This window comes from Massilia aquatica (assembly GCF_011682045.1).
Taxonomy (GTDB): domain Bacteria; phylum Pseudomonadota; class Gammaproteobacteria; order Burkholderiales; family Burkholderiaceae_D; genus Telluria_A; species Telluria_A aquatica.
Genome location: NZ_VVIW01000016.1, coordinates 42,433 through 66,848 on the forward strand (window position 1 = coordinate 42,433; position 24,416 = coordinate 66,848).

Annotated in this window: 20 protein-coding genes; 10 read left to right on the forward strand and 10 right to left on the reverse strand. The window is 64.4% G+C overall.

Annotated elements, in window-relative coordinates:
• The first annotated feature begins 148 nt into the window (after positions 1 to 148).
• Positions 149 to 637, forward strand: coding sequence for a DUF6328 family protein (locus tag F1609_RS22950; RefSeq protein ID WP_229422012.1), 489 nt, complete (start codon positions 149 to 151; stop codon positions 635 to 637).
• Here F1609_RS22950 and F1609_RS22955 read toward each other — a convergent pair.
• Positions 634 to 1,632, reverse strand: a complete 999-nt coding sequence (locus F1609_RS22955) for a fumarylacetoacetate hydrolase family protein (RefSeq protein ID WP_167078986.1) — start codon at positions 1,630 to 1,632, stop codon at positions 634 to 636. The genes F1609_RS22950 and F1609_RS22955 overlap by 4 nt on opposite strands.
• A gap of 19 nt (positions 1,633 to 1,651) precedes the next feature.
• On the reverse strand, positions 1,652 to 2,368 hold the full coding sequence (locus tag F1609_RS22960) for a pseudouridine synthase (RefSeq protein WP_167078987.1): 717 nt from the start codon (positions 2,366 to 2,368) through the stop codon (positions 1,652 to 1,654).
• 247 nt (positions 2,369 to 2,615) lie between these two features.
• Here F1609_RS22960 and F1609_RS22965 point away from each other — a divergent pair, with 247 nt between their 5' ends.
• Positions 2,616 to 2,999 (forward strand): hypothetical protein, encoded by a 384-nt coding sequence (locus F1609_RS22965; protein WP_167078988.1) that lies wholly within the window; start codon positions 2,616 to 2,618, stop codon positions 2,997 to 2,999.
• A 524-nt stretch (positions 3,000 to 3,523) separates the two neighbouring features.
• On the opposite strand, the gene F1609_RS22970 is transcribed toward F1609_RS22965, so the two are convergent.
• From F1609_RS22970 to F1609_RS22985, 4 genes are read right to left on the reverse strand one after another with little or no spacing between them, the layout of a single operon-like run.
• Positions 3,524 to 4,516 (reverse strand): S49 family peptidase, encoded by a 993-nt coding sequence (locus F1609_RS22970; protein ID WP_167078989.1) that lies wholly within the window; start codon positions 4,514 to 4,516, stop codon positions 3,524 to 3,526.
• A 44-nt stretch (positions 4,517 to 4,560) separates the two neighbouring features.
• Positions 4,561 to 4,935, reverse strand: a complete 375-nt coding sequence (locus tag F1609_RS22975) for a Rieske (2Fe-2S) protein (protein ID WP_167079090.1) — start codon at positions 4,933 to 4,935, stop codon at positions 4,561 to 4,563.
• Complete coding sequence (locus F1609_RS22980; protein ID WP_167078990.1) at positions 4,935 to 5,594, reverse strand: HAD-IIIA family hydrolase; 660 nt, start codon at positions 5,592 to 5,594, stop codon at positions 4,935 to 4,937. Before F1609_RS22980 ends, F1609_RS22975 begins: the two co-directional genes overlap by 1 nt.
• Before the next feature lie 52 nt (positions 5,595 to 5,646).
• Positions 5,647 to 6,639 (reverse strand): RluA family pseudouridine synthase, encoded by a 993-nt coding sequence (locus tag F1609_RS22985; RefSeq protein WP_187363108.1) that lies wholly within the window; start codon positions 6,637 to 6,639, stop codon positions 5,647 to 5,649.
• 808 nt (positions 6,640 to 7,447) lie between these two features.
• Between F1609_RS22985 and F1609_RS22990 the strand changes: the two genes are divergently transcribed.
• The 6 genes from F1609_RS22990 (at position 7,448) to F1609_RS23015 (ending at position 16,314) form a co-directional block, all read left to right on the forward strand.
• A complete protein-coding gene (locus F1609_RS22990) occupies positions 7,448 to 10,684 on the forward strand; it encodes an Rne/Rng family ribonuclease (protein ID WP_167078992.1) in 3,237 nt (1,078 codons plus the stop codon).
• Positions 10,685 to 10,758: 74 nt separating this feature from the next.
• Entirely contained in the window at positions 10,759 to 12,093 is a 1,335-nt protein-coding gene (chrA, locus tag F1609_RS22995) for a chromate efflux transporter (protein WP_167078993.1), read from the forward strand.
• Complete coding sequence (gene moaA / locus F1609_RS23000; RefSeq protein WP_167078994.1) at positions 12,086 to 13,198, forward strand: GTP 3',8-cyclase MoaA; 1,113 nt, start codon at positions 12,086 to 12,088, stop codon at positions 13,196 to 13,198. The genes chrA and moaA overlap by 8 nt, the downstream gene beginning before the upstream one ends.
• A gap of 69 nt (positions 13,199 to 13,267) precedes the next feature.
• Positions 13,268 to 13,822 carry a molybdenum cofactor guanylyltransferase MobA gene (gene mobA / locus F1609_RS23005; RefSeq protein WP_187363115.1) on the forward strand — a complete coding sequence of 185 codons (555 nt, stop codon included), beginning with the start codon at positions 13,268 to 13,270 and terminating at the stop codon, positions 13,820 to 13,822.
• A 20-nt stretch (positions 13,823 to 13,842) separates the two neighbouring features.
• Positions 13,843 to 15,132 carry a molybdopterin molybdotransferase MoeA gene (moeA, locus tag F1609_RS23010; protein ID WP_167078996.1) on the forward strand — a complete coding sequence of 430 codons (1,290 nt, stop codon included), beginning with the start codon at positions 13,843 to 13,845 and terminating at the stop codon, positions 15,130 to 15,132.
• A gap of 309 nt (positions 15,133 to 15,441) precedes the next feature.
• On the forward strand, positions 15,442 to 16,314 hold the full coding sequence (locus tag F1609_RS23015; protein WP_167078997.1) for an MHFG family PEP-CTERM protein: 873 nt from the start codon (positions 15,442 to 15,444) through the stop codon (positions 16,312 to 16,314).
• A 5-nt stretch (positions 16,315 to 16,319) separates the two neighbouring features.
• Here the strand turns inward: F1609_RS23015 and F1609_RS23020 are convergent, their stop codons facing one another.
• The 3 genes from F1609_RS23020 to cqsA are packed head-to-tail and all read right to left on the reverse strand — an operon-like array spanning position 16,320 to position 19,328.
• The gene (locus F1609_RS23020; RefSeq protein WP_167078998.1) at positions 16,320 to 17,657 is read right to left on the reverse strand and encodes a DNA recombination protein RmuC; all 1,338 of its coding nucleotides are present in this window, start codon (positions 17,655 to 17,657) and stop codon (positions 16,320 to 16,322) included.
• Between the two features lie 4 nt (positions 17,658 to 17,661).
• Positions 17,662 to 18,051 (reverse strand): group II truncated hemoglobin, encoded by a 390-nt coding sequence (locus F1609_RS23025; RefSeq protein WP_167078999.1) that lies wholly within the window; start codon positions 18,049 to 18,051, stop codon positions 17,662 to 17,664.
• A 32-nt stretch (positions 18,052 to 18,083) separates the two neighbouring features.
• Positions 18,084 to 19,328, reverse strand: coding sequence for an alpha-hydroxyketone-type quorum-sensing autoinducer synthase (cqsA, locus tag F1609_RS23030; protein WP_167079000.1), 1,245 nt, complete (start codon positions 19,326 to 19,328; stop codon positions 18,084 to 18,086).
• A 152-nt stretch (positions 19,329 to 19,480) separates the two neighbouring features.
• Here cqsA and F1609_RS23035 point away from each other — a divergent pair, with 152 nt between their 5' ends.
• Together F1609_RS23035 and F1609_RS23040 are read left to right on the forward strand one after the other, a co-directional pair.
• Positions 19,481 to 20,815 (forward strand): sensor histidine kinase, encoded by a 1,335-nt coding sequence (locus F1609_RS23035; protein WP_167079001.1) that lies wholly within the window; start codon positions 19,481 to 19,483, stop codon positions 20,813 to 20,815.
• 20 nt (positions 20,816 to 20,835) lie between these two features.
• On the forward strand, positions 20,836 to 21,828 hold the full coding sequence (locus F1609_RS23040; protein WP_167079002.1) for a response regulator: 993 nt from the start codon (positions 20,836 to 20,838) through the stop codon (positions 21,826 to 21,828).
• 35 nt (positions 21,829 to 21,863) lie between these two features.
• Here F1609_RS23040 and F1609_RS23045 read toward each other — a convergent pair whose 3' ends face one another.
• Complete coding sequence (locus tag F1609_RS23045; protein ID WP_167079003.1) at positions 21,864 to 24,398, reverse strand: ABC transporter permease; 2,535 nt, start codon at positions 24,396 to 24,398, stop codon at positions 21,864 to 21,866.
• Positions 24,399 to 24,416 lie beyond the last annotated feature (18 nt).

Consider the following 24,416-nt stretch of genomic DNA (forward strand, 5'->3'; position numbering starts at 1 on the left):
TTAACAGATGCCATTATTCGCGATATTGCTCTGAAGCTATCTAGCGATTAGGACGGCAAACAGGGCTCAATTCGGCTGGTGGCTGGCGAACGGGGCGATGGCACAGGCTCTCGTATAATCGAAAATTATCAACCTCTACACGAATAGTATGAATTCGATGGCCCCACCCGAGCCCCAGGAAGCCCTGGTCGACGCCGACCTCAAGGAGGATGGCGACTTTTCCGACATGCTCAGCGAACAGCGCATCCTGCTGCCGGGTGCGCAGATGCTGACCGCGTTCCTGATCATCCTGCCCTTCAACGGCGGTTTCAAGCAGATCGTGCAGACCGAGAAGATCGTGTTCCTGGCAACCTTCGTGCTGGCCCTGATGAGTTTGGTGCTATTGAGTGCGCCGGCGATCCAGCACCGCCTGATGCGCCCGCTCAACGACCGCGCGCGCTTCAAGCAGGTGGCGACGCGGCAGATCGTGGCGGGGGCGTTTGCGCTGGCGATTGCGCTGATCCTGGCAACCAACCTGGTGATGTCGGAAGTGTTCGGGCATGTGGTGGGGCTGATCATGGCCGGCGGCATCGCCACCTTCATCACCTGCGTATGGTGGTTTTTGCCAGCCTATTTGAAGCGGATGCACGGGTATTAACGGATCTTCTTCGCCTGGGCCTGTTTCACCACCTGATCGATGGCGCCAAACACCGACTTGCCCGCGCCATCGAGCATCTCGATCTTGATGGTGTCGCCAAACAGCATGAACGGCGTGCTTGAGACGCCATCGGCAATCATCTCCAGCGCGCGCTTCTCGGCGATGCACGAATAGCCGCGCTTGGCATCCTTGTTCGACACCGTGCCGGACCCGAGAATCGTGCCGGCACGCGCATTGCGTGTTTTACACAGATGTGCCAGCAGTTGGGCGAAGTTGAACACCATATCGACGCCGGCATGCGGCTGGCCGACCAGCTTGCCGTTCCAGGTCGAGCGCAGCGGCAAATGCACCTTGGCGTCTTGCCAGGCGTCGCCCAGCTCATCGGGCGTGACCGCCACCGGCGAAAACGACGATGCCGGCTTGGACTGCAGGAAGCCGAATCCCTTGCCCAGTTCGGCCGGAATCAGGTTGCGCAGCGACACATCATTGACCAGCACCAGCAGGCGGATCTGGTCGAAGGCCTGGTGCGGCGTGCTGCCCATCGGCACATCGCCCGTGATCACGGCCACCTCGGCCTCGAAATCGATACCCCATTCTTCATGCGCCAGCACGATGTCGTCGGTCGGGCCGAGAAAATCATCGCTGCCGCCCTGGTACATCAGCGGATCATCCCAGAACGAGGCCGGCATCTCGGCATCGCGCGCCTTGCGCACCAGCTCCACGTGATTGACATACGCCGAGCCATCGACCCACTGGAACGCGCGCGGCAGCGGCGCCATGCATTGGGCCGGATCGAAATCGAAGCTGCGCGCCGCGCGCCCGGTGTTGAGCAGAAGATACAGGTCGTTCAGCTGGGGCGAAATGAAGGCCCAGTCGTCCAGCGCCGCCTGCAAGGTGGGCGCGATGCCATCGGCCACGTGCGCCGTTTTCAGGTCGCGCGCGACCACCACCAGCTGGCCGTCGCGGCTACCGTCCTTGAGTGTGGCTAATTTCATGATGTGAGCTAAGACGCAATCAGCCCGGCACCAGCAAGTCGCGCTGCGCCTGGTCCAGATAGCACCATTCGCCTTCGGCAAGACCGAGCGACGCCAGGGTCAGCTGGCCGATGGCGGACCGGTGCAGCGCACTGCAATGGTTGCCGGCGGCGGCCAGCATGCGTTTGACCTGGTGATACTTGCCTTGTTCCAGCACGATTTCGAGCTGGTGCTCGCCGCGCTGCACACAGCTGAGCGCCGCCAGTGGCGCTGGCTCGTCATGCAGTTTGACGCCGGACAGAAGTTGTGCAATCAGTTCCGGCGTGACGCTGTCCTGCGTGGTGGCCTGATATATCTTGGGCACGTGCCGTTTGGGCGAGGACTGGGTGTGGATGAACGGCCCGTCGTCGGACATCAGCAACATGCCGGTGGTGTCATGGTCGAGCCGGCCGACAGGTTGCACGTCGCGCCAGGTGAATTGTTCGGGAAGCAATGTCAATACGCCAGGATGGTGGCTCGGCTTGCGCGAACACTCGACGTTGACCGGTTTATGCAGCGCGATATACACATGTTCGCGGTAGACCCACTCGTCATCGAAGATGGTCATGACCAGGCCCTCGGTGTCGATGGCAGTCTTGTAGTCGGTATGGGGGGCGCCGTTGATGACGATTTCACCATCGTCGATCAGGGTGCGGCAATATTTGCGTGTGCCGAATCCCTGCGATTGCAGGATGCGGTCCAGGGATAATTTACTCATGGGCGAGACTTTACCAGATGCGCCCCGTAGCGGATAGGAATCGGCTTAGTCGGTTGTAGGAGAAATGCCGAACAAGCGCGAATTACGGAAGAGCCATTGAGCATCTTTGACACAGATCAAGAGTGACAGGAGTCCGGTTGTTACACTGAAACTTCAGTAGGAATCGGCCTAACGCCACCTGCTAATGCTTACGGCACCACTAGGATAACTGAACAGTACAAACATGATGAGGACCAGGATGCGCACTATGACTAACGCCGCGACGCCATTGGACAACGCCGACTTCCTGGAATCGGCCGCCGACAATCTCCCCGACAATCCGCTGGCGCAGTCGGCGCTGGAAACCACGCGCGATGCGATCGCCCGCTGGACCGGCGGCATCCACCTGCCGCGCATGCTGGTGCCGGGCATGGTGCGGGTGTCGCCCCAGGCGCGCTGGTATGCCCAGGCCAACCAGGGCTTCCAGGAGTGGCTGAGCGAGGGTGGCTTCCAGGGCGCCGATGGCGATGCTGGTGCAAGCGCCGATTCCGCCTTGCGCACCGATTGCGCAGGCCGCGTTGTGCTCGACGTGGCCGCGTCGGACCGGCTGCGCACGGTGGACGCCGAGAACAGCGATTTTTGCCTGGATTGATTTCGCCGTGCGGATGGCCGCCGTACCCGCCGTACCGTTACGCATCCCGCACAGCGCAATTCTGCCCCAAACCCGATGTTCCGGTCATTCCCGCGCAGGCGGGAATCCAAGGCACCGTCGCTTAGCGTAAATGCCCTGGATTGCCGTGGGAGCGCCTAGGAGTCTGCGCGGGAAGTCATTTCTACCAATGGTAAAAATGACGGATCTGAATCTTGGGTTTGAAAAATCAACAGGCAACAATGCAGCACGCGTCGCATTCGCCAAAGGCACAGGAATAAGGGGTGGAAAAAGATGGATGGAAAACGGCGGCTTTCACACCGCCGCTTCCATGTCCCCATGCGGGGACTACTTGCGAGGAATTGTAATTCTCTCTATGCCGCATCATGATGCGGTTAGTAGTTCATTTCAAACAAACTGCTGCCAACACACGCTTTACTTTTTATATCGGCCTCCCTTGGAAAGAACTACAGGTCCAATATAGAACACCTGTCCGAACTTTCAAGGAAAATATTTCATCTTCGAACTCAACGCAACACTGGCCGGGCCGATGGCCCCAGTGTTTTCACCATGCCCGCCCCGACCGACGCACCGAATTTTTTCAGCACCCGCTCTGGCAAACCTTCATGCGCCGTGTAGTCGACAATATCTTCGGCCTTGACCACATCGCGCGCGGTTGTCTCGACCGTACCGAAACCATCGGCCAGGCCCATCTCGACCGCCTTGGCGCCGCTCCAGAACAGACCCGAAAACGTCTCCGGCGTCTCTTTCAGGCGCTTGCCGCGGCCGGTGCGCACCACCGAAATGAACTGCTGGTGGATTTCGTTGAGCATGGCCTGGGCATGCGCCTTGTGCTTGTCCGATTGCGGGCTGAAAGGATCGAGGAAACCCTTGTTGTCGCCCGCCGTGAGCAAACGCCGCTCGACCCCGAGTTTTTCCATGGTGCCGGTAAAGCCGAAACCGTCCATCAGCACCCCGACCGAACCGACAATACTGGCCTTGTTCACAAAGATCTTATCGGCCGCGGCGGCGATGTAATACCCGCCCGAGGCGCAGATTTCATCGACCACCACGTACACCGGCTTGGCCGGATACGCCTGTTTCAGGCGCGCGATCTCATCGACGATATTGCCCGCCTGGACCGGACTGCCGCCCGGGCTGTTAATCCGCAGGACCACCGCCACCGAGCCGGAATCGGCAAATGCCTTGTTCAAGGAGGGAATCACCACGTCGGCCGATCCGCTGCCTTCCGATTCGATGCTGCCGTCGATTTCGATCAGGGCGGTATGGCGCCCCAGCGTCTCGCTGTCGGAACCGGTGAAATCGAAATCGAAAAATGCCCACAGCGCGAAAAACGCCAGCCCGAGAAACGTCAGCTTGAAAAAAATCCCCCAGCGGCGCGTGGCGCGCTGTTCGCGTACCGTGGCAAAGACCAGCTTTTCCAGGGTTTCGCGTTCCCAGTTGCCCGTGGTCGGGACCGCTGCCAGCGTGCTGTCCTGGCCAAAAGTGTTGTCGCTCATAAATCGCTTTACTTAAATAGTTGCCGGTGAATGCTGCTGGCGCTTCAGGCGACGGGCGGTTGGATGAACTCGTCGGGTTCCCAGTAAATCTGCCCGTCTTCCTCGCGCACGCCGATCGGACGCAGGCGAGCGCCCTTGCACGGTCCGCCCGCGCAAAAGCCGCTCTCGGGAACGTAGATGGCGCCGTGGGTCGAGCACATCAGGTACACGCCGCTCGACTCGAAGAACTCGCCTTCGGCCCAGTCCAGCTCGATTGGCACGTGAGCGCAGCGGTTCAGGTAGGCGTACACCACGCCCTTGTGGCGCACCACGAAGCCGGTGGCCTTGTCGCCGAACGCGAGGACGCCGAAGCGTACGCCCTTGCCGCCTTCGAGCACCTGTCCGGATGCACAGACCAGTACGCCGCCCTGTCCGGCCATCATGCGTTCTCGCTCAGCCAGGTGCGCAGCTCGGCCACCGTCTGCGCCGAGTAAATCGGCTTGCAGGCGGTCAGTTGCTCGTGCGGATGGGCGCCGTACTGCACGGCGATCCCGGCCGCGCCGGCATTATTTGCCATCAGCAAGTCATGCGTGGTGTCGCCGATCATCACCGTGCGCTTGAGATCCTGCCCCAGTTCACGCGTCAGTTCCTGCAGCATGGCCGGGTGCGGCTTGGAAAATGTCTCATCGGCGCAACGGGTGGCGTCGAACAGCGAGAGCAGTCCGACCGCATTGAGCGACCGGTTCAGGCCGACGCGGCTTTTGCCGGTGGCCACTGCCAGAAAATAGGCTTCCTGCGAAAGTTCGGTCAACATCTCGCGAACGCCGTCGAACAGCACCAGTTCGTGGTCCTTGGACAAATAGTGAAACCGGTAACGCTCGACCATGCGCGGATAAAACGCGGGATCGATATTCGGCATCACGGCCTGCATCGCTTCGTGCAAACCGAGGCCGATGACGTGCGAGGCGGCATCGTCGCGCGGGATCGGCAAGCCGAGGTCCCTGGCGGCGGCCTGGATGCACTTGACGATGGTGGACGTGCTGTCCATCAAGGTGCCGTCCCAGTCGAAAACGATCAGATCAAATTGCTTACGTGCCATGTATTGCGGCCGCTTGTGGCGGCCGGCTCCTTCCAGGATGGTTCGACGCGCTTTAGCGCGGTGCTGAGTTCAGCGGTTTGCCCAAGCTTACCAAGAAACGTTCGCATTCTGCTGGCAACGGTGCATTTATCGTTACATCCTTGCCGCTTTCCGGGTGGGTAAACGTGATTTGATGCGCGTGCAGGAACATGCGCTTGAGCGCGCCGCGCGTGGCGTCGCCCTTGAGCAGCACGCGGTTTAGCGCAAAATCGCCGTATTTATCATCGCCAAGAATGGCAAAGCCCGACGAAGCCAGATGAACGCGAATCTGGTGGGTACGTCCGGTTTTCAGTTCGGCTTCGAGCAGGGCGAACTTGTCGAACTTGCGCAGCAGGCTGAACACGGTATGCGATTCCATGCCGCCGGCCTGTACGCACACGCGCCGTTCGCCGTCGGCGGTGGTGAACTTGTGCAGCGGCAGCTTGATGTGCTGGCGCGCGTTTTTCCAGTCGCCCGCAACCATGGTCAGGTAGCGCTTGTCGGTCAGGCCGTCGCGCATCTGCTCGTGCAGGTTGGTGAGGGCCGAACGCTTTTTGGCCAACAACAACAAACCCGAAGTTTCGCGGTCGAGCCGGTGCACCAGTTCCAGGAACTTGGCGTCCGGCCGGGCCGCGCGCAACTGTTCGATCACGCCATACGAGACGCCCGAACCGCCATGCACCGCCACGCCGCACGGCTTGTCGATGATGAGCAGGTGCGCGTCTTCGAACAAAATGGGGAATTCGGCGCCCGGCACCACGGCGGTCGACTTCTCGGCCACCCGCACCGGCGGAATGCGCACCACGTCGCCGCTTTCAAGCCGGTACAGCTGGTCGATCCGGCCCTTGTTGACGCGCACCTCGCCGGAGCGCAGGATCCTGTAAATATGGCTTTTTGGTACGCCCTTACAGACCCGCAACAAGTAGTTGTCGATCCGCTGTCCGGCTTCTTCTTCGGTGATTGTGACAAATTGGGCTTGAACGGGGGCCTGTGATGAAGGGGGAACAACATCGTTTTGCATCTTCATTTGCTCTGTCTTCCCAGAAATTCTCTCTAAGTCCTTCATTTTGAATATATAATCGACAGGCGGCGGTCAAACCTCTGCTGGTGTAAGAATTAAAACGATATTTTACACAGGGGCGTCTCCATCGGCCCCGCCAAATTGCAAATTCGATGGAAAAAATGTGTACGCACATCCCGGCGCGAATCAAGGTTGCACCGTTGTTGTAATCGGATAACGCGCAAGGCTGCGGAATGGATTGTTTGGAATTGTAAGGATAAGTACTGGCAAGCTGTCCCTCGGGGCCAGCTCGCCGGATGATGGCGTCGATAACGCTTGTCGTTTTCGCCCGACCCGAAGTAAGCCTCATCCTGAAGGCTTGAGAATAAGGGAGCTCGAACAACCTACTGCGCGGCGCAATTGCCGCCCTGCGATGCTCACCGTACCTTCGTACGGCTGCGTTTCTCGGACGGCACTTGCGCCGCTCGCTACGGTTTTTCGAGCCCCCCAAGGGCTGGTGTTTAAGCCTGATATCGAAGTCTTAGTATGTTCGCTGGCGACGGTCTGGCTCACTGATTTCGCTCGGCCTGGCTTTGTCTGTACCCCGCATAATCCGGGGCTGCTGCAGCTGAAGTTGCAGGCGATGCGTCACTCGGCATGTCGATCGACCCCACCGCGCCCTGTCGCGGCCGCGACGCTTTGCGTTGCTGCGCCGTGCGAAAAGGCATACCCACCCTCCACTTCCCTTCCCGCGTACATCCCCTGTACTTTTCGCCGCCCTGCGCCCAGCGCAAGGTGGCACTGGAACGGCCCCCGGGTCGCGGAGTCAATAAAAATGAAACGCATGTTGTTTAACGCTACGCAGCAGGAAGAACTGCGCGTAGCGATTGTCGACGGTCAGAAACTGATCGACATCGATATCGAAACCGCCGGTCGCGAACAGCGCAAATCGAATATCTACAAGGGCGTGATTACCCGTATCGAACCGTCGCTCGAAGCCTGCTTCGTCAGTTACGGCGAAGACCGCCACGGTTTCCTGCCATTCAAGGAAGTCGCCCGCACCTATTTCCGCGAAGGCGTCGATGTGCGTACCGCTTCGGTCAAGGAAGCGCTGCGCGAAGGCCAGGAAATCATGGTCCAGGTCGAAAAAGAAGAACGCGGCAACAAGGGCGCGGCCCTGACCTCCTTCGTTTCCCTGGCCGGCCGTTATCTGGTCCTGATGCCGAACAACCCGCGTGGCGGCGGCGTCTCGCGCCGGGTCGAAGGCGAAGAGCGCCAGGAACTGCGCGAAACCATGGACAAGCTGGACTTGCCGCAGGGCATGTCGGTGATTGCCCGCACCGCCGGCATCGGCCGCAATGTCGAAGAACTGCAGTGGGACTTGAATTACCTGATGCAACTCTGGCGCGCGATCGAAGGCGCCGGCAAGTCGGCCAGCGGCGCCTTCCTGATCTACCAGGAATCGTCGCTCGTGATCCGCGCGATCCGCGACTACTTCCAGCCAGATATCGGCGAGATCCTGATCGATACCGACGATATCTACGAACAAGCGCACCAGTTCATGCGCCACGTGATGCCCGACATGATCCACCGGGTCAAGCGCTACAGCGACGATGTACCGCTGTTTTCGCGCTTCCAGATCGAACACCAGATCGAAACCGCGTATTCGCGCACCGTGCCCCTGCCGTCCGGCGGCGCCATCGTCATCGACCACACCGAAGCCCTCGTTTCCGTCGACGTCAACTCGGCCCGCGCCACCCGCGGCTCCGACATCGAAACCACCGCATTCAATACCAACTGCGAAGCGGCCGAAGAAGTAGCACGCCAGCTGCGCCTGCGCGACCTTGGCGGCCTGATCGTCATCGACTTCATCGACATGGAAGTGGCGAAGAACCAGCGCGAAGTCGAAACCCGCCTTAAAGATGCCCTGCACCATGATCGCGCACGGGTTCAGATGGGCAAGATTTCCCGCTTCGGCCTGATGGAACTGTCGCGCCAGCGTCTGCGTCCGTCGCTGTCGGAAGGCTCGCACGTGACTTGCCCGCGCTGCTCCGGCACCGGCCACATCCGCGATACCGAATCGTCCGCCCTGCAGGTGCTGCGCATCATCCAGGAAGAGGCGATGAAGGAAAATTCGGCCACCATCCACGTGCAGGTGCCGGTCGATGTTGCCGCATTCCTGCTCAATGAAAAACGTGGCGAAGTGCTCAAGATCGAGAACCGCCACCGCATCAGCGTGATCCTGATCCCGAACAAGCACCTGGACACGCCGCACTACAAGCTCGAGCGCATCAAGCACGACGATCCGCGCCTCGAAGATAGCCAGGCCAGCTACAACCTGGCCGAAGAAGCTGAAACCGACATGGCTTACAGCAAGCGCCAGAAGGAAGAAGTCAAGCCGCGCCAGGAAGCCGTCGTCAAGACCATCACCCCGGACCAGCCTGCCCCGGTGGTGGACCGCTCCGAAGTGCTCAAGCCGGTCGCCCCGCCAGTCCAGGCGCCGGTGCTGACCGCGCCCGAGGAAGAGGGTTTCATGGCCAAGATCATGAATTTCTTCTTCAAGAAAGAAGCGCCGGTCGTCATCGCGCCCGCACCCGTGGCCCCGGTCAAGCCGGCCGCAGCCCCTGCCGCCCGCGAAGACCGCAACGGCCGTGGCCCGCGTGCCCGCCCTGGCCGTGGCGGCAAACCGGATGGCCGTCCCGAGCGCGAGCCGGGCAAGCCTGCCGCACTGGAAGAAGCCGGCAAGCCGGGCGACGCCGACAAGGCCGCCCGTCCGCCGCGCCCGCCACGTCCACCGCGTGAGCCGCAGGTCGACGCCGCCGGCGCGCCAGTGGCACCACGGGCGGAGCGCCCGGAGCGTGCCGAACGTCCTGAACGTGGCGAACGCCCTGAGCGTGGCGAGCGTCCGGAACGTGGCGAGCGCGTCGAGCGTGCCCCGCGTCCACCGCGCGAGCGTGCCGACTACCGTACTCCGGTAGCCGAAGCGAAGACCGATGAACTGGCCGTGTCGCCCGTCGTGGCCGCCGCAGCCGCAGTCAATGTGTCGGTGCCGGAAGGCGAAGAAGAAGCCGCCGCGCCGAAAATGATCACCACGATCGGCCCGAACGGTGAAGAAATCGAAGTCGAAGCCGGTGGCGATGAGCCGCGCCGTCGTCGTCGTCGTGGCGGACGCAACCGCAATCGCCGCGACCGCGACCAGGCCGAGGGCATGGACGGCGAAGATGGCGACAGCGTCAACGAAGCCAGCTTCACCGTGGAACCAGCGCCAGCGGAGGCAAACGTGTCGTTCGACAAGGTTGCAGCCCCGGTGTTCGCCGCCGCTGAACCTGTCGTGGCCCAGCCTGTCGTTGCCGAAGCTGCCGCTCCGGTAGCAGCATCGGAAGCGCAAGCCGAAGCAGCCGCCGCACCCGAGCCGGTGTCGGAATACGTGGTGGCGCCAGCGCCGGTGGAAGCACCAGCACCAGCGCCAGCACCAGTCGATGCTGCAGCGGCCCCGGCCGAGCCAGCACCGGTGGCCGACATTGTTGCGGAAGCGCCAGCCGAAGCTGCGCCAGCCGAAGCTGCGCCAGCCGAAGCTGCGGCAGCCGAAGCTGCGGCAGCCGAAGCTGCGCCAGCCGAAGCCGCGCCGGAAGTGACTCCAGTACGTGAAGAAATCGTACCGGCAACCATGTTCACCCCGGCCGAACCGGTTGCCGAAGTTGCCCCGGTTCGTGAAGAAATCGTGCCTGCAACCATGTTCACCCCTGCCGAGCCGGTCGCCGAGGAAGTACCTGCCCCTGTGGCCGCTCCAGCACCTGAGCCGGTTGCAGTCGCAGAACCTGCACCGGCCCCTGTCGCCCCGCCAGCGCCTGCGCCTGTTGCTCCAGCGCCGGCCCCGGCACCGGTTGCCAACCTGACCGAGATCCTCGGTTCGGCCGGCCTGACCCTGGCGGCGACCGATCCTGAAAAGCTGCGCGCTGCCCAGGAAGCTGCCGCCAGCGCAGCGCCACCGGTGCGCGTGCCACGCGAGCGCAAGCCGCTGCCGCCGCAAGTCGATGAGCCGCTGATCCAGGTCGACACCAGCCGCCAGTAATCACGCGGTCACATGAAAAAGGGAAGCTTCGGCTTCCCTTTTTTACGCCACAACACCACGTATTGACACGAATAATGAACCTGCCCGCCGACACCCGCCCCGATCCCGTCCCCTTGGGCGTCGCCTTCTGGTACTGGCTCAAGCTCGGCTTCATCAGCTTTGGCGGCCCGGCCGGCCAGATCGCGCTGATGCACACCGAACTGGTCGAGCGGCGCCGCTGGATCTCGGAACAGCGCTTCCTGCACGCGCTCAACTACTGCATGCTCCTGCCCGGCCCCGAAGCGACCCAGCTCGCCATCTACATCGGCTGGCTGATGCACAAAACGCGCGGCGGCATCCTGGCCGGCCTGCTGTTTTTCCTGCCCTCGCTGCTGATCCTGATCGTGCTGTCGTGGATTTACATGGCCTACGGCACCCTGCCGGTCGTCGCCGGCATCCTGTACGGCATCAAGCCGGCGGTGGTGGCGATCGTGCTGGCGGCAGCCTGGCGCATCGGCTCGCGCACCCTGAAAAACCGCACCCTCTTGGGAATCGCCGTCGCCGCCTTTGTCGCCATCGCCTTCGCCGAGCTGCCGTTCCCGCTGATCGTGCTGCTGGCGGGGGCCATCGGCATGCTTGGCGGACGCCTGCTGCCGGCCCACTTCCAGGTCGGCGGCAAGCACCCGGACAGCCGCGCCTCGTACGGCATCGCCCTGATCGACGACGACACCCCCACGCCGGCCCACGCGCGCTTCACCTGGCCGCGCCTGGCGCGGGTGGCGCTGGGCGGGCTGGCGCTGGGCGGCGCCGTGTGGCTGCTGCTGGCCTGGCGCTACGGCGCCGCCGGGGCGCTGGCGCAGATGGGCTGGTTCTTCACCAAGGCCGCCCTGATGACCTTCGGCGGCGCCTACGCGGTGCTGCCCTATGTCTACCAGGGCGGCGTGGAACACTACCAGTGGCTCACCGCCGCCCAGATGATCGACGGCCTGGCGCTGGGCGAAACCACGCCCGGCCCCTTGATCATGATCGTCGCGTTCGTGGGCTTCGTGGGCGCCTGGAGCCACGCCATTTTCGGTCCCGGCAGCGTACTGCTGGCCGGCGTGGCCGGCGCCTGCGTGGCCACCTTCTTTACCTTCCTGCCTTCGTTCATGTTCATCCTGGCCGGCGGCCCGCTGGTCGAAGCGACGCGCGACAATGTGCGCATGACGGCGCCGCTGACCGCCATTTCGGCGGCCGTGGTGGGCGTGATCGTCAGCCTGGCGCTGTTCTTCGGCCAGCACGTGTTCGTGCGCGCCGGACAGCTCGACATCGCCGCCATCGCCATCGGCGCGGCCGCCTGCGTGGCCCTGCTGCGCTACAAGGCGGGCACCATCAAACTGCTCGCCGCCTGTGCCGTGGCGGGGCTCGTGCTATCGTATCGGCATGGCTGAAAAAATTATCATGCTCAGCGACGGCCGCGCGCCGCCGCCGGCAATCCCCGCGCGGCTCGATGCGCCCACCGGCCTGTTGGCCGACGCGCTCGGGCGGCCCCTGCACGACCTGCGCATTTCCGTCACCGACCGCTGCAATTTCCGCTGCGTCTACTGCATGCCGAAAGAGGTGTTCGACAAGGACTACGCCTACCTGCCGCATGCCTCGCTGCTCTCGTTCGAAGAAATCACCCGCATCGCCACCCTGTTCGTGGCCCACGGCGTCGAAAAGCTGCGCCTGACCGGGGGCGAACCGCTGCTGCGCAAGAACCTCGAACGCCTGGTCGGCATGTTAAGCGCCCTGCGCACCCCGGGCGGGCGCGCGCTCGACATCACCCTCACCACCAACGGCTCGCTGCTGGCGAAAAAGGCGCAGTCGCTGAAAGACGCGGGCCTGAGCCGGGTCACCGTGTCGCTCGACTCGCTCGACGACGCCACCTTCAAGCGCATGAACGATGTCGACTTTGCGGTGGCCGACGTGCTGGCCGGGATCGACGCGGCGCACGCCGTGGGCCTGGGACCGGTCAAGATCAACATGGTGGTCAAGGCCGGCATGAACGACCAGGAAATCGTGCCGATGGCGCGCCACTTCAAGGGCAGCCCATATATCTTGCGCTTCATCGAATACATGGACGTCGGCGCCTCCAACGGCTGGAACCTGGCCGAAGTGATCCCGTCGGCCGACGTGGCGCGCCGCATCTCGGCCGAGATGCCGCTGCTGCCGCTGCAGGCCAACTACAACGGCGAAACCGCCTCGCGCTGGCGCTATGCCGACGGTGGCGGCGAGATCGGCCTCATCTCCAGCGTCACCCAGGCGTTCTGCAAAGATTGCTCGCGCGCGCGCCTGTCGACCGAGGGCAAGCTGTACACCTGCCTGTTCGCCAGCCGTGGCCACGACCTGCGCGCCCTGCTGCGCGATGGCCGCAGCGATGCCGAGATCTCGGGCGCCATCGGCGCGCTGTGGAACGTGCGCGCCGACCGCTATTCCGAAACCCGTACCATCAACACGAGCGGCATTGATGAACATCGAGAAAAACGCGTCGAAATGTCGTACATCGGCGGCTAAGTGACAATATCAGTGACACCACTTGACGACATCACCGGCCTGGTTCTGGCCGGCGGACGCGGCACCCGCATGGGCCACGTCGACAAAGGCCTGCAAGCCTTCCGCGGCGCCAGCATGGCGCAGCATGTACTGCGCCGCCTGGCGCCGCAGGTGGGCGCGCTGGCGATCAACGCCAATCAGAACCTGGACGTCTACGCCGCTTTCGGCGTGCCGGTCTGGCCCGATCAATTGACCGGTTTCGAAGGCCCGCTGGCCGGGCTGGCGACCGGCATGGCCCGCTGCGCCACGCCGCTGCTGGTCACCGCGCCCTGCGACTCGCCGTTTTTGCCGCCCGACCTGGTGGCGCGCCTGCACCAGGCGTTGACGGCCAACGGCGCCGACCTGGCGCTGGCCGAAACCGAGGAACCCGGCGCCGACGGCACCCCGCGCGTCCAGCCGCAACCCGTCTTCGCCCTGGTGCGAACTGCCGCCCTGCCCCACCTCGCAGCCTACCTCGCCGGCGGCGGACGCCGCATGGACGGCTGGTACGCCAGCATCGCGGTCGCGCGCGTGCGCTTCGACGATGCCAGCGCCTTCCGCAACATCAATACGCTGGACGAACTGCGCCAGTGCGAACCAGAATAATCCCCTTACCTGCGCACACCATGATTCCGCCGACCCTGAACGACGTCACCAGCTGCCTGTCCGCCTACGACCCCGACGCCCTGCCCGTGCGCGACGCCCAGCGCATCATCCGCGACTTCATCAAGCCGGTCGCCGGCATCGAGCAGGTGCCGCTGCTGGCGGCGCTGGACCGGGTGCTGGCGGCGGACATCATCTCGCCGATCAGCGTGCCGGCGCACGACAATTCGGCCATGGACGGCTACGCGCTGCGCGGGGCCGACCTGGCCGGGGCGGGCCCGCTCACGCTGGCGGTGGTGGGCACCGTGTTCGCCGGCCGTCCGTGCGCTGTGGTGCCGGCCAGCGGCGAGTGCGTGCGCATCATGACCGGCGGCGTCATGCCGGCCGGCTGCGACAGCGTGATTCCACAGGAACTGGTCGCTGGCATCGGCGCCGGCAGCATCACCATCGCGCCGGGCGTGATCCGCAGCGGCGACAACCGCCGTTTCGCCGGTGAAGACCTGTCGACCGGCAGCGCCGCCCTGCGCAAGGGTAAAGTCATCCGCCCGGCCGACCTGGGGCTGCTGGCCTCCCTCGGCATCGCCACGGTGCCGGTAACGCGGCGCCTGCGCGTGGCCTTCTTTTCCACCGGCGACGAACTGCGCTCGATCGGCCAGCCGCTCGACGCCGGCTGCGTCTACGACAGCAACCGCTACACCCTGCACGGCATGCTCACGCGGCTGGGCTGCGAGATCGTCGACATGGGCATCGTGCGCGACGACCCGCAAGCGCTTGAAGACGCCTTGCGCCACGCCTGCGAGAACGTGGACGCCATCGTCACCTCGGGCGGCGTGTCGGTCGGCGCTGCCGACTACACGCGCGAGATCATGGCCAAGCTGGGCGACGTGAGCTTCTGGAAGATCGGCATGCGCCCGGGCCGCCCGCTCGCGTTCGGACGCATCGCCTCGAACGGCCACAGTGCCTTTCTGTTCGGCCTGCCCGGCAATCCGGTGGCGGTGATGGTGTCGTTCTACTTCTTCGCGCGCGACGCGCTGCTGCGCATGATGGGCGCCGAGGCGCCGCTGCCGCTGTTCAAGGTGCGATCAAGCTGCGCCATCCGCAAGAAACCGGGACGCACCGAGTACCAGCGCGGCATCCTCGCGCGCGCGGACAACGGCGACGGCGTGCAAACAGTACGCATCACCGGCTCGCAAGGCTCCGGCATCCTGCGCTCGATGAGCGAGGCTAACTGCATGGTGATCTTGCACGATGAGCAAGGAAACGTCGAGGCGGGCGATCTGGTCGATGTCATGCTGTTCGAGGGTTTGATTTAAAAAACGCCAAACCACCGATCGTTTTAACAATGGCATATTTATAACTTAAATTTGTCTATGTGGAAATTTAGTGTAAAAAAGCATTATTTATGAGGCTATATTGTGGCATTTCTGATAATTATGTTGTTTTGAAGTCACCCTGTTTTGTTATAGCTTGAATTTTTATTGCCGCCTTATCCACGCCATTTTCATAGGGAAAATGACTTAACAACATCACCAATAGCATTTTACTATTATTAAAATAGCTACGTTTTTTTGAAATACGCTTGTTAGTATTGATCTCCAGGCAAACCTATTTGGTCAGAGATCATGAAGCGCGCAAGCCGCATTACCGTCGCAAGTTACAAGGTCGCGGGGCCTGTATCGGCCTGCGTGTTGATGCTGGGAGCGGCGCTGATGCTGGCGTCCACGTCATCCCAGGCGGCTAGCGCGAGCCGCGTCGCCAAGTGCGACTGGGACCGTCCCGGCGTGAACCCGTTCATGGGCGACGTGGTCGCTGCGGTCGACCGCTACCGCGACATTCCGCCGCTGGTGCGCACGCGCCTCAAAGAGCGCATGGCGGACCGCAATTTCGACGAATTCGTCACCATCGGACGCGATTCGATCAAGGGCCAGAACGACTACGACCCGAACATCCGCGACATGCATTTCGGCGCCGGCACGGTGTGCGGCAACGTCTCGCGCGCCGGCTGGAGCGCGCGCACAAAACAGGCTGGCCTGGTCTACTGCGAAGGCGATCACTGCATCCTGGTGCCGACCGTGTGCCGCAACGTGAGCCGCATTCACCGCCTGGGCACCAGCGGACCGTCGCGCGGCCGTGCGCAAGCTGGCGGGCCGGGTTCGTCGACCTCCCTGGCCGACGCGCCGGCGCCGCCCGGCAGCGAACTGGCGATCGTGCCGCGCGGCGGCAGCACCACGACCAGGCCGGTGGTACTGGAACGCTCGCCAGCCGTGCCTCCGGGCTCGATCGGCTACCAGGGCGGGATTCCGGTGACGCCGATCGGCACCGGTGGTTTCGGGCCGCCGTTCAGGGATGGGCCCATCACCGGCATCGACGTTACGCCGGTCCCCGAAACCAACGTGCCGGCGGTGCCGGTGCCGGAGCCGGGACAATGGATGATGCTGGGATTGGGGCTGATGGCGGTGATCGGTGCCGCCCGGCGGCGTATGCGGGCGCGCTAGGCGCGCTACGCCTCGCTGTCCAGGTCCGGCCCCAGCATCAACTGCGCCGCCTCGCTCGGCAGCGCCTCCACCGATTTGAGCTTGCGCGCCATCTGGCGGCTGCGCACTTCGGCACTCTCGATATTCTTGGCCGCTTTTTCCAGGGTCAGCTTGGTCTGCGTGAGCACATCGCCGAACTTGGTAAATTCGGTCTTCACCGCCCCCAGCACCTGCCACACTTCCGACGAGCGCTTTTCCAGCGCCAGCGTACGGAATCCCATCTGCAAGCTATTGAGGATCGCCGACAAGGTCGACGGCCCCGCAATCGACACGCGCAAGGTGCGCTGCAAATCGTCCGCCAGTCCCGGCCTGCGCATCACCTCCGCATACAATCCTTCGGTCGGTAAAAACAGGATCGCAAAATCGGTCGTCAGCGGCGGCGACACATACTTGTCGCAGATGGTCTTGGCCTCCAGCCGCACCGCCCGTTCGAGCTCGCGCCCGGCCAGCGCCACGCCGTCGGCATCGGCCCGGTCGGCCGCGTCGAGCAGGCGTTCGTACTGCTCCTTGGGGAACTTGGCGTCGATCGGCATCCACACCGGCGTGCCCCCTTCCACGTGACCGGGCAGCTTGATCGCAAACTCGACCCGCGCGCCGGTGCCCGGAATGGTCTCGACGTTCTTCGCGTACTGGTCCACCGTGAGCACCTGTTCGAGCAGCATTTCGAGCTGCACTTCGCCCCAGGTGCCGCGCGTCTTGACGTTGGTGAGCACGCGTTTCAGGTCGCCCACGCCGATGGCCAGCTGCTGCATCTCGCCCAGCCCCTGGTGCACCCGCTCCAGCCGTTCCGACACCTGGCGGAACGATTCGGACAGACGCGTCTCGAGCGTCGCATGCAGCTTCTCGTCGACCGTCTTGCGCATTTCTTCCAGGCGCGCGCCGTTATCGTTCTGCAGGTCGCGGATCTTCGCTTCCAGCGTCGAGCGCACTTCCAGCATGCGCTGGGCGTTCGATTCGGTCAGCGCCGACAGGGTCTGGTGCATGGTGTCGGCAAAGCGCTTGAGCGTGGCCGACTGCTCTTCGCGCCCGCTGATGCTGGCCAGGTGGATCTGCTGGCGCATGCTGTCGAGCTGCTGCACGGTGGCGCCGTGGTACTGCGCGAGGCTGGCGCCGATGTCCTGGCGCGTGCCTTGCGCGCCGGCCTGGAACTCCAGGCGCAGCTCGCGTTCGAGCCGTTCGAGCTGCAATTTGTCCGATTGGGCGCCGGCGTCGCCATTGCCGCGCGCGCGCCACAGCGCGACCGCTTGCAGGACGATGATGACAAGCGCCAGCGCGGCGAGGATCAGGAATTCGGTCTGGGTCATGAGATCAACCCGGCTGGTTGCGCATCCAGTCGGCGGTCTGGTAGAACGACTCCATCAGGCGCAGGCGCAATGCTTCGTCGATGCCGATATCTTCCATTGCCCACGCCATGGCGCGCAGCCACTGATCGCGCTCGCTGCTGCCGATGGCAAACGGCAGGTGGCGCGCGCGCAGGCGCGGGTGGCCATACTGTTCGACGAACAGGTCGGGCCCGCCCATCCAGCCGCTCAGGAACATGAACAGCTTGTCGCGCGAGCCGTCCATCGAGGGCGGATGCAGCGCGCGGATGCCGGCAAACTCGGGTTCGAGTTCCATCAGGTCGTAGAAGCGGTCGACCATCTCGCGCACGCGCGTTGCGCCACCGATGACGTCATACAGGGTTTGTGGTTCACTCATGCCACCATGATAGCGCAGCATGCGCGCCGCTGTCAGACCAGTGTGAGACGGCGCAGGCGCCGCGTCGACGGCCAGCTGTCCATCCCGACTTCCAGCCGCATGTCGGCGCAGGCGTCGAGCAGGCGCGCGCACTGCGCGTCCGTCAAGCCGCTATTGAGCGTGAGGCGCACCAGCGAGCGGTTCTTGGCGGTGGCCGGCGCGCAGAACACGGCGCCATAAATACCGCGCCGTTCCAGCGCCTTGCGCAGCGCCAGCGTGCGCGGTTCCGGCCCGGCTTCGAGCGCGACAATCTGTTCGCTGCCGTCGTCGACGTTGTAGCCCAGCGCGCGCAGGCCGTCGCGCACCGTGCGCGTCACGCGCTCCAGCGCAGCACGGCGCCCGTCGGCGCCAGAGATGAAGTCGAGCGCGGCGTCGAACCACGCCAGCTCGTGTTCGAGCAGGCAGGAGCTGAAAATCGCCGGGCGCGACGCCGACAGGAAGTAGCCCTTGAAATGGCTGGAACAGGTGATGAAGCCGGCGCGCCCGGCAAAGCTCTTGGCCAGCGAAGCGGTGCGAAAATGCACCTGCCCGGCCAGGCCCAGTTGCGCCACCAGCCCGGCCCCGCGCGGGCCGTGGGTGCCGAGCGAATGCGATTCGTCGACCACCAGGATGCTGCCGCTGGTGGTGGCGATGCGCGCAATCCCGGTCAAGGGCGCGACGCTGCCGTTGGTGCTGTACAGCGCGTCGACCACGATCACGCCGGGACCGTGCTTGCGCACCTGGCGCTCCAGATGCGCCGCGTCGTTGTGCAGGAACGGCAGCGCCGTGGCCTGCGCCGACTGCACGCCTTCCCACAGCGAGGCGTGCGCCATCATGTCCAGATACACCGGCACCCCGGGCCCGGCGATGGTTTGCAGCAGGCCGACGTTGGCGGCCCAGCCGGACTGGGTCAGCACCCCGTCCTCGGCCCCCATGAAGGCGGCCAGCTTTGCTTCCAGCCGGTGCTGGGCGCTGCCCTGCTGCAGAAACACCGACGACATCAGCATGCCGCCCCGGTTGCGCACCAGGCAGCGCGCTTGCGCATCGAGCAGGGCCGCTTCGCCGGAAATGCACAGGTAATCGTTGCTGGCCAACATGATTGCGCCGGGCTGGGGTGCGGTCCACACATGCAGGTGCTCGCCGCCCAGCAACTGCGCCACCCGCGTGACGTAGTGCTCGTCCATGCGGCCGGTGACGAACGATGGCATGGCCGGTACGGGGCGCACCGCAGGCGAAACTTGATCGACAGCAAAAGACATGAATTCTCCTTGGAAAAAGCATCCATTTTGCGTCGCCCTTCCTTGACAATCCTGCAACATCGATGGACCTTGACATATATCAAATTGCAAAATATCAACATAGGTCAAGATTGTCCTTTGCCGCCCATCCGTGCGAGCCAGGAAAGCTTTCTATGACCTTTGCCAGCGCCACTGCCACCTTGTCCGCCGACCGCCTGCGTCACTCCTTGCAGCATGGGCTGCTGCAACGGCTGCTGCAATCGCTGCTGCAATGGCTGGTGCAGCACGAGCGCCACCACGCGCACGCTACCGGGCGCTTCATCCTGCTGGCGTGGATCGGCTTCCTGGGCATGCCGGCCTACTATTCGATCTGGACCTATTGGTTCCCGCAGGAGTTCGAAAGTCTCACCTTGCGCCTCGCCGGCGCGGCCCTGTGCCTGCCCGCGCTGGCGCCTGGCCGCCTGCTGCGCGGGCGCTTCGTCAACGCCTACCTGTTCGTCGCGGTCACCTACGTGCTGCCGTTCCAGTTCACCTTCATGTACCTGATGAACCACGGTTCGGCCGTGTGGAGCCAGTCGCTCCTGATCGCCCTGACCGTGCTGTTCCACTTCCGCACGCGCTGGGCGCTGGCCGCCTGCGCCGCCGGCAGCGCGCTGGCCTGCGCCCTGTTCGCGCTGGTGGGCGACGCCGCCTTCATGCTCACTTCCACGGTGCTCGAACAGCTGCCGATCTATGCGTTTACCATCATCGCCGTCTCGGTGGCCAAGGCCGGACGCGGTGCGCTGGCGCGCGAGAAGCTGGCCGGCATGGCGCACGCCCTGGCCAGCGTGTCGCACGAACTGCGCACGCCGCTGGTGAGCGTGGAAGCGAATGTGCGCGGCATCGGCCGCCGCATCGCCCCGCCGGCCAGGGCCAGCGAAGCCGACTGGCAGGCCATGAGCGAGGCCATGGCGCGCATCCAGTACGAGGTGCGCCACATGAAGCACATGATCGACCTGTTCCTGCTCTCGGCCAGCGCGGTCGAGCAGCAGTTAGAGGCGACCGAGGTGGTGTCGATGCGCGAGGTGGTCGATTCGGTAGTCCGGCGCTATCCGTTCGCGGCGCAGTCGCAGCGCGACGCGGTCAGCGTCGACATCCGCACCGACTTCCGCTTCGCCGGCAAGCACGAGCTGTCGGTGGTCATCTTGCTCAACCTGCTGCGCAACGCGCTCAAGGCGCTGCACCGGGCCGGCAAGGGACGCATCCGCATCGTGGTCGATGGCCGCCCCGAGCTGCCGCGCCTCTTGGTCATCGACACCGGCTGCGGCATCGCCGAGCGCCAGTTGCCGCTGATCTTCCAGCGCTTTTACTCCTACCCTCCCAGTTCCGGCGCCGGCATCGGCCTGGCCCTGTGCAAGGACATCATCGATGCCTGGCACGCCAGCATCCGCTGCGTCTCGCGCGAACTTGGCTACACCATGTTCGTGCTCGAATTTCCGCGCGTGGCCGCGGTGCCGGACCCGCATTGACTTCTTACGAAAGGCCCAGCATGCCCCTGCCGATCTACAGCCATCCCAGCCTGACCGTCCTGATCGACGACAGCGACAGCTTCCTGAAAAGCGTCGCCTTCCAGCTCGACCCCGCCCTGGCCAGCAAGTGCTTTGCCGATACCAGCAGCGCGCTGGCCTGGATCGGCGCCCACGGCGAACCCCAGCCGGGCCGGCTGGCGGCCAGCCACGATACCTATCCCGATTCCAAAGAGCGCTGCAACGTGGCGCTCGACATCGCGCAGATCCACCGCATCAGCTTCGAGCCGGAACGCTTCATGACGCCGTCGGTGGTAGTGGTCGATTATTCGATGCCGCAGATGGATGGCCTCGAGTTGTGCGAGGCGCTGCGCCACCTGCCGTGCAAGAAAATCCTGTTTACCGGCGTGGCCGACGAAAAGGTGGCGGTCGACGCCTTCAACCGCGGCCTGATCGACCGCTACATCAAGAAAAGCGACGACGGCGCGCTCGACAAGCTGGAGGCCGAAATCCTGGCCTTGCAAGGCGAGTATTTCGCGGCCCGCTCCGACCCGCTGCGCGACATGCTCAAGCTGCACAACCACAGTTTTTTGAGCGACCCGGCGTTCAGCGCGGTGGTGCGCATGGTGGTGGAACAGCACGGGATCGTGGAGCACTATCTGTATCCGAATCCGGCCGGGATGTTGCTGTACGACGCGCACGGACACGCGCAGCTGATGGTGGTCGAGACCGAGGCGGGGATGAATGCGCATTATGAAGTCGGCTGCGACAACGATGCGCCGCAGTCGTTCCTGCAGGCGGTGCGCGAGCGCTGCATCGTGCCGTATTTTCGCGAGGGCGACGGCATGTATGCGCGCGATTTCGCCAGGAACTGGCATCGCTGGACCGCGCCGGCCCAGCGCTGCCGGGGCGCCCAGGACTTTTACTGGGCCCTGTTCCCGCTGGCGCCGGGTGAGCTGGAACAGCCGGCCCACCCGTTTTCAAGCTTCCTGCGCGAGCGCGAGGCCGCCACTTGAGGCGATTGCGCCCGTCCGGCCGCCTGCCCGCGCTCTTACGTGCCGCGCAGGGTCTGCAGCGGCGGCTGGCGCAGCACGTTGCGCAGGCCGAGCCAGCCGCCGATGATGGCGCACAGCGCGCCCACCACCAGGCCGGCCAGCCACACCATCGGGCTGAAGGTCCACGGGAACTTGAACTGGTAGGTGGCCAGGGCCCAGCCCAGCGCCGCCGCGCCCGACGCGGCCAACAGGCCCGCCAGGCCGCCCACCAGCGAAAATTCGATCCACTGCGCGCGCGAAAGCTGGCGCCGCGTGGCCCCCAGGGCCCGCAACAGGCCCGACTCGCGGGTGCGCTCGTCTTGCGAGCCCATCAGCGCCGCGTACAGCACCAGCACGCCCGAGGCCAGGGTGAACATGAACAGGAATTCGACCGCGGTCACCACCTGGTCCAGCACTTCCTGCAACTGGCGGATGATGCCGCTCACGTCGATCACGGTCAGGTTCGGGAAATCGCGCGTCAGGCCATTGGTGAAGGTGCCCTGGGCCGGCGGCAGGTGAAACGCCGTCATGAAGGTTTGCGAGGTCTTCTCCATCGCGGCCGGGTTGATGATGACAAAAAAGTTGGCGCGCATCGAGCCCCATTCCAGTTTGCGCAGGCTGGTCACCTTGGCGTCGACCAGGGTGCCGCCGACATCGAAGCGCAAGGTGTCGCCCAGTTTCAGGCGCAAGGTCTTGGCGATGCCCTGTTCGACCGAGGCTTCGGCCACGTTAGGCCCGTCCTTGTACCACTGGCCGGCCACGATCTCGTTCGAGGCCGGCAAATCGGGCGTGGTGGAGAGGTTGAATTCGCGCTCGGACAGGCGCTGCGCATTGTCGTCGTCGGCATAGGTCGCGGCGCTGACCGGCTTGTCGTTGACGGCGGCCAGGCGCCCGCGAATCATCGGGAACAGCGGCGCTTCCCTGACCTTGGCGGCGGCGATGCGCCTGGCCACGTCATCCTTCTGCTCGGGCAGGATGTTGATGATGAAGCGGTTCGGCGCGTCCGGCGGGGTGGCGCTGCGCCAGGCGGTCATCAGGTCGCCGCGCACCACGGTGAGCAGCAGCAGGGCCATGAGGCCGAGCGCCAGCGAGACCACCTGCACGATAGTGGCGCCCGGGCGGCGCTGCAGCGAGGTGACGGCGAAGCGCCAGCTCTGGTTGTCGATGGCGCCGCGCAGGGTCTTGAGCGCGGCCAGGCCGCCCCACGCCACCAGCGCAAAGATCGCAAAGCCGCCCAGGAAGCCGGCCGCGGTCGACAGCGCCAGCTTGACGTCGCCCGCCTGCCACAGCAGCAGGCCGACGAACACCACCAGGCCGAGGCCATAGGTGGCCAGCGCCATTGGCTTGGGCGCGGCCTGCTCGCGCCGGATCACGCGGTTGTGCGGCACGTTGCGCAGCTGGAGGACCGGCGGCAGCGCAAAGCCGACCAGCAGCAGCATGCCGGTGGCGATGCCCTGCACGGCCGGCAAAAAGGATACGGGCGGCAGGTCGGTGCTGAGCATGGCGCCGATCAGTTCCATCAATATATAGTGGCCGCCGAAGCCGACCAGCACCCCGAGCGTGCTGCCGGCCAGGCCAATGAGCGCGAATTCGATCAGGTACAGCGCGGTGACCTGGTTCTGGGTCAGCCCGAGGCAGCGCAACATGGCGCAGGCGTCCAGGTGGCGCAGCATGAAGCGGCGCGCGGCCATGGCCACGGCGACTGCCGCCAGCATGGCCGAGAGCAGCCCGACCAGCGACAGGAAGCGGTCGGCGCGGTCCAGGGTGGAGCGCATTTCGGGACGGCCGTTTTCGAGCGATTCGACGCGCACGCCGCGCACTTTTTCAGCTTCGATGCGCTCGCTGATCCATGCTTCATAGGCCTTGACGGCCCTGGTGTCGTTGGTCGACGGGGCGCTCACCTGCAGGCGGTAGGTCACGCGCGAGCCGGTGTCGACCAGGCCGGTGGCAGCCAGGTCGGCCAGCGGCAGCATCACGCGCGGCGAAAAATTGGCGAACGAGGGGCCGCGGTCCGGCTCCGAGGCGATCAATTGGGCGATCGTGAATTCCTTGTCGCCGACGCGGATGCGGCTGCCGACGTTCACTTTGAGCGCGGTCAGGATGTTCGGGTCGACCCACACCGTGCCCGCTGCGGGCGTGGCGTCGGTCTTCTCGCCCAGGGCGGCGCTGGCCTGCTCCAGATTGGTCGTGATGCGCAGCTGGCCGCGCAGCGGGTAAGCGGGCGAGACGGCCTTGATGGCCGCCAGCTGCGAGACCGACTGCTCGCCCTCGCCCGCCTGCGCCATGCTGGGAAACGTCACTGTATCGGCCAGCACCAGGCCGCGCTTGACGGCTTCGGCGCGCCAGGCCGGATCGAGCGGCTGGTCGGCATTGACCAGCAGGTCGGCGCCAAGCAGCTGGTGCGCATCGCGATTGAGACCGTTGCGCATGCGGTCGATGAAAAACCCCACCGCCGACAGCGCCGAGACAGCGATGATCAGGGAGATCAGCAAAAAGCGCAGTTCACCGGCGCGCCAGTCGCGCGCGGTCATTCGAAGCGATTGAATCAGCATGGGGTGGCGGGTAATGGT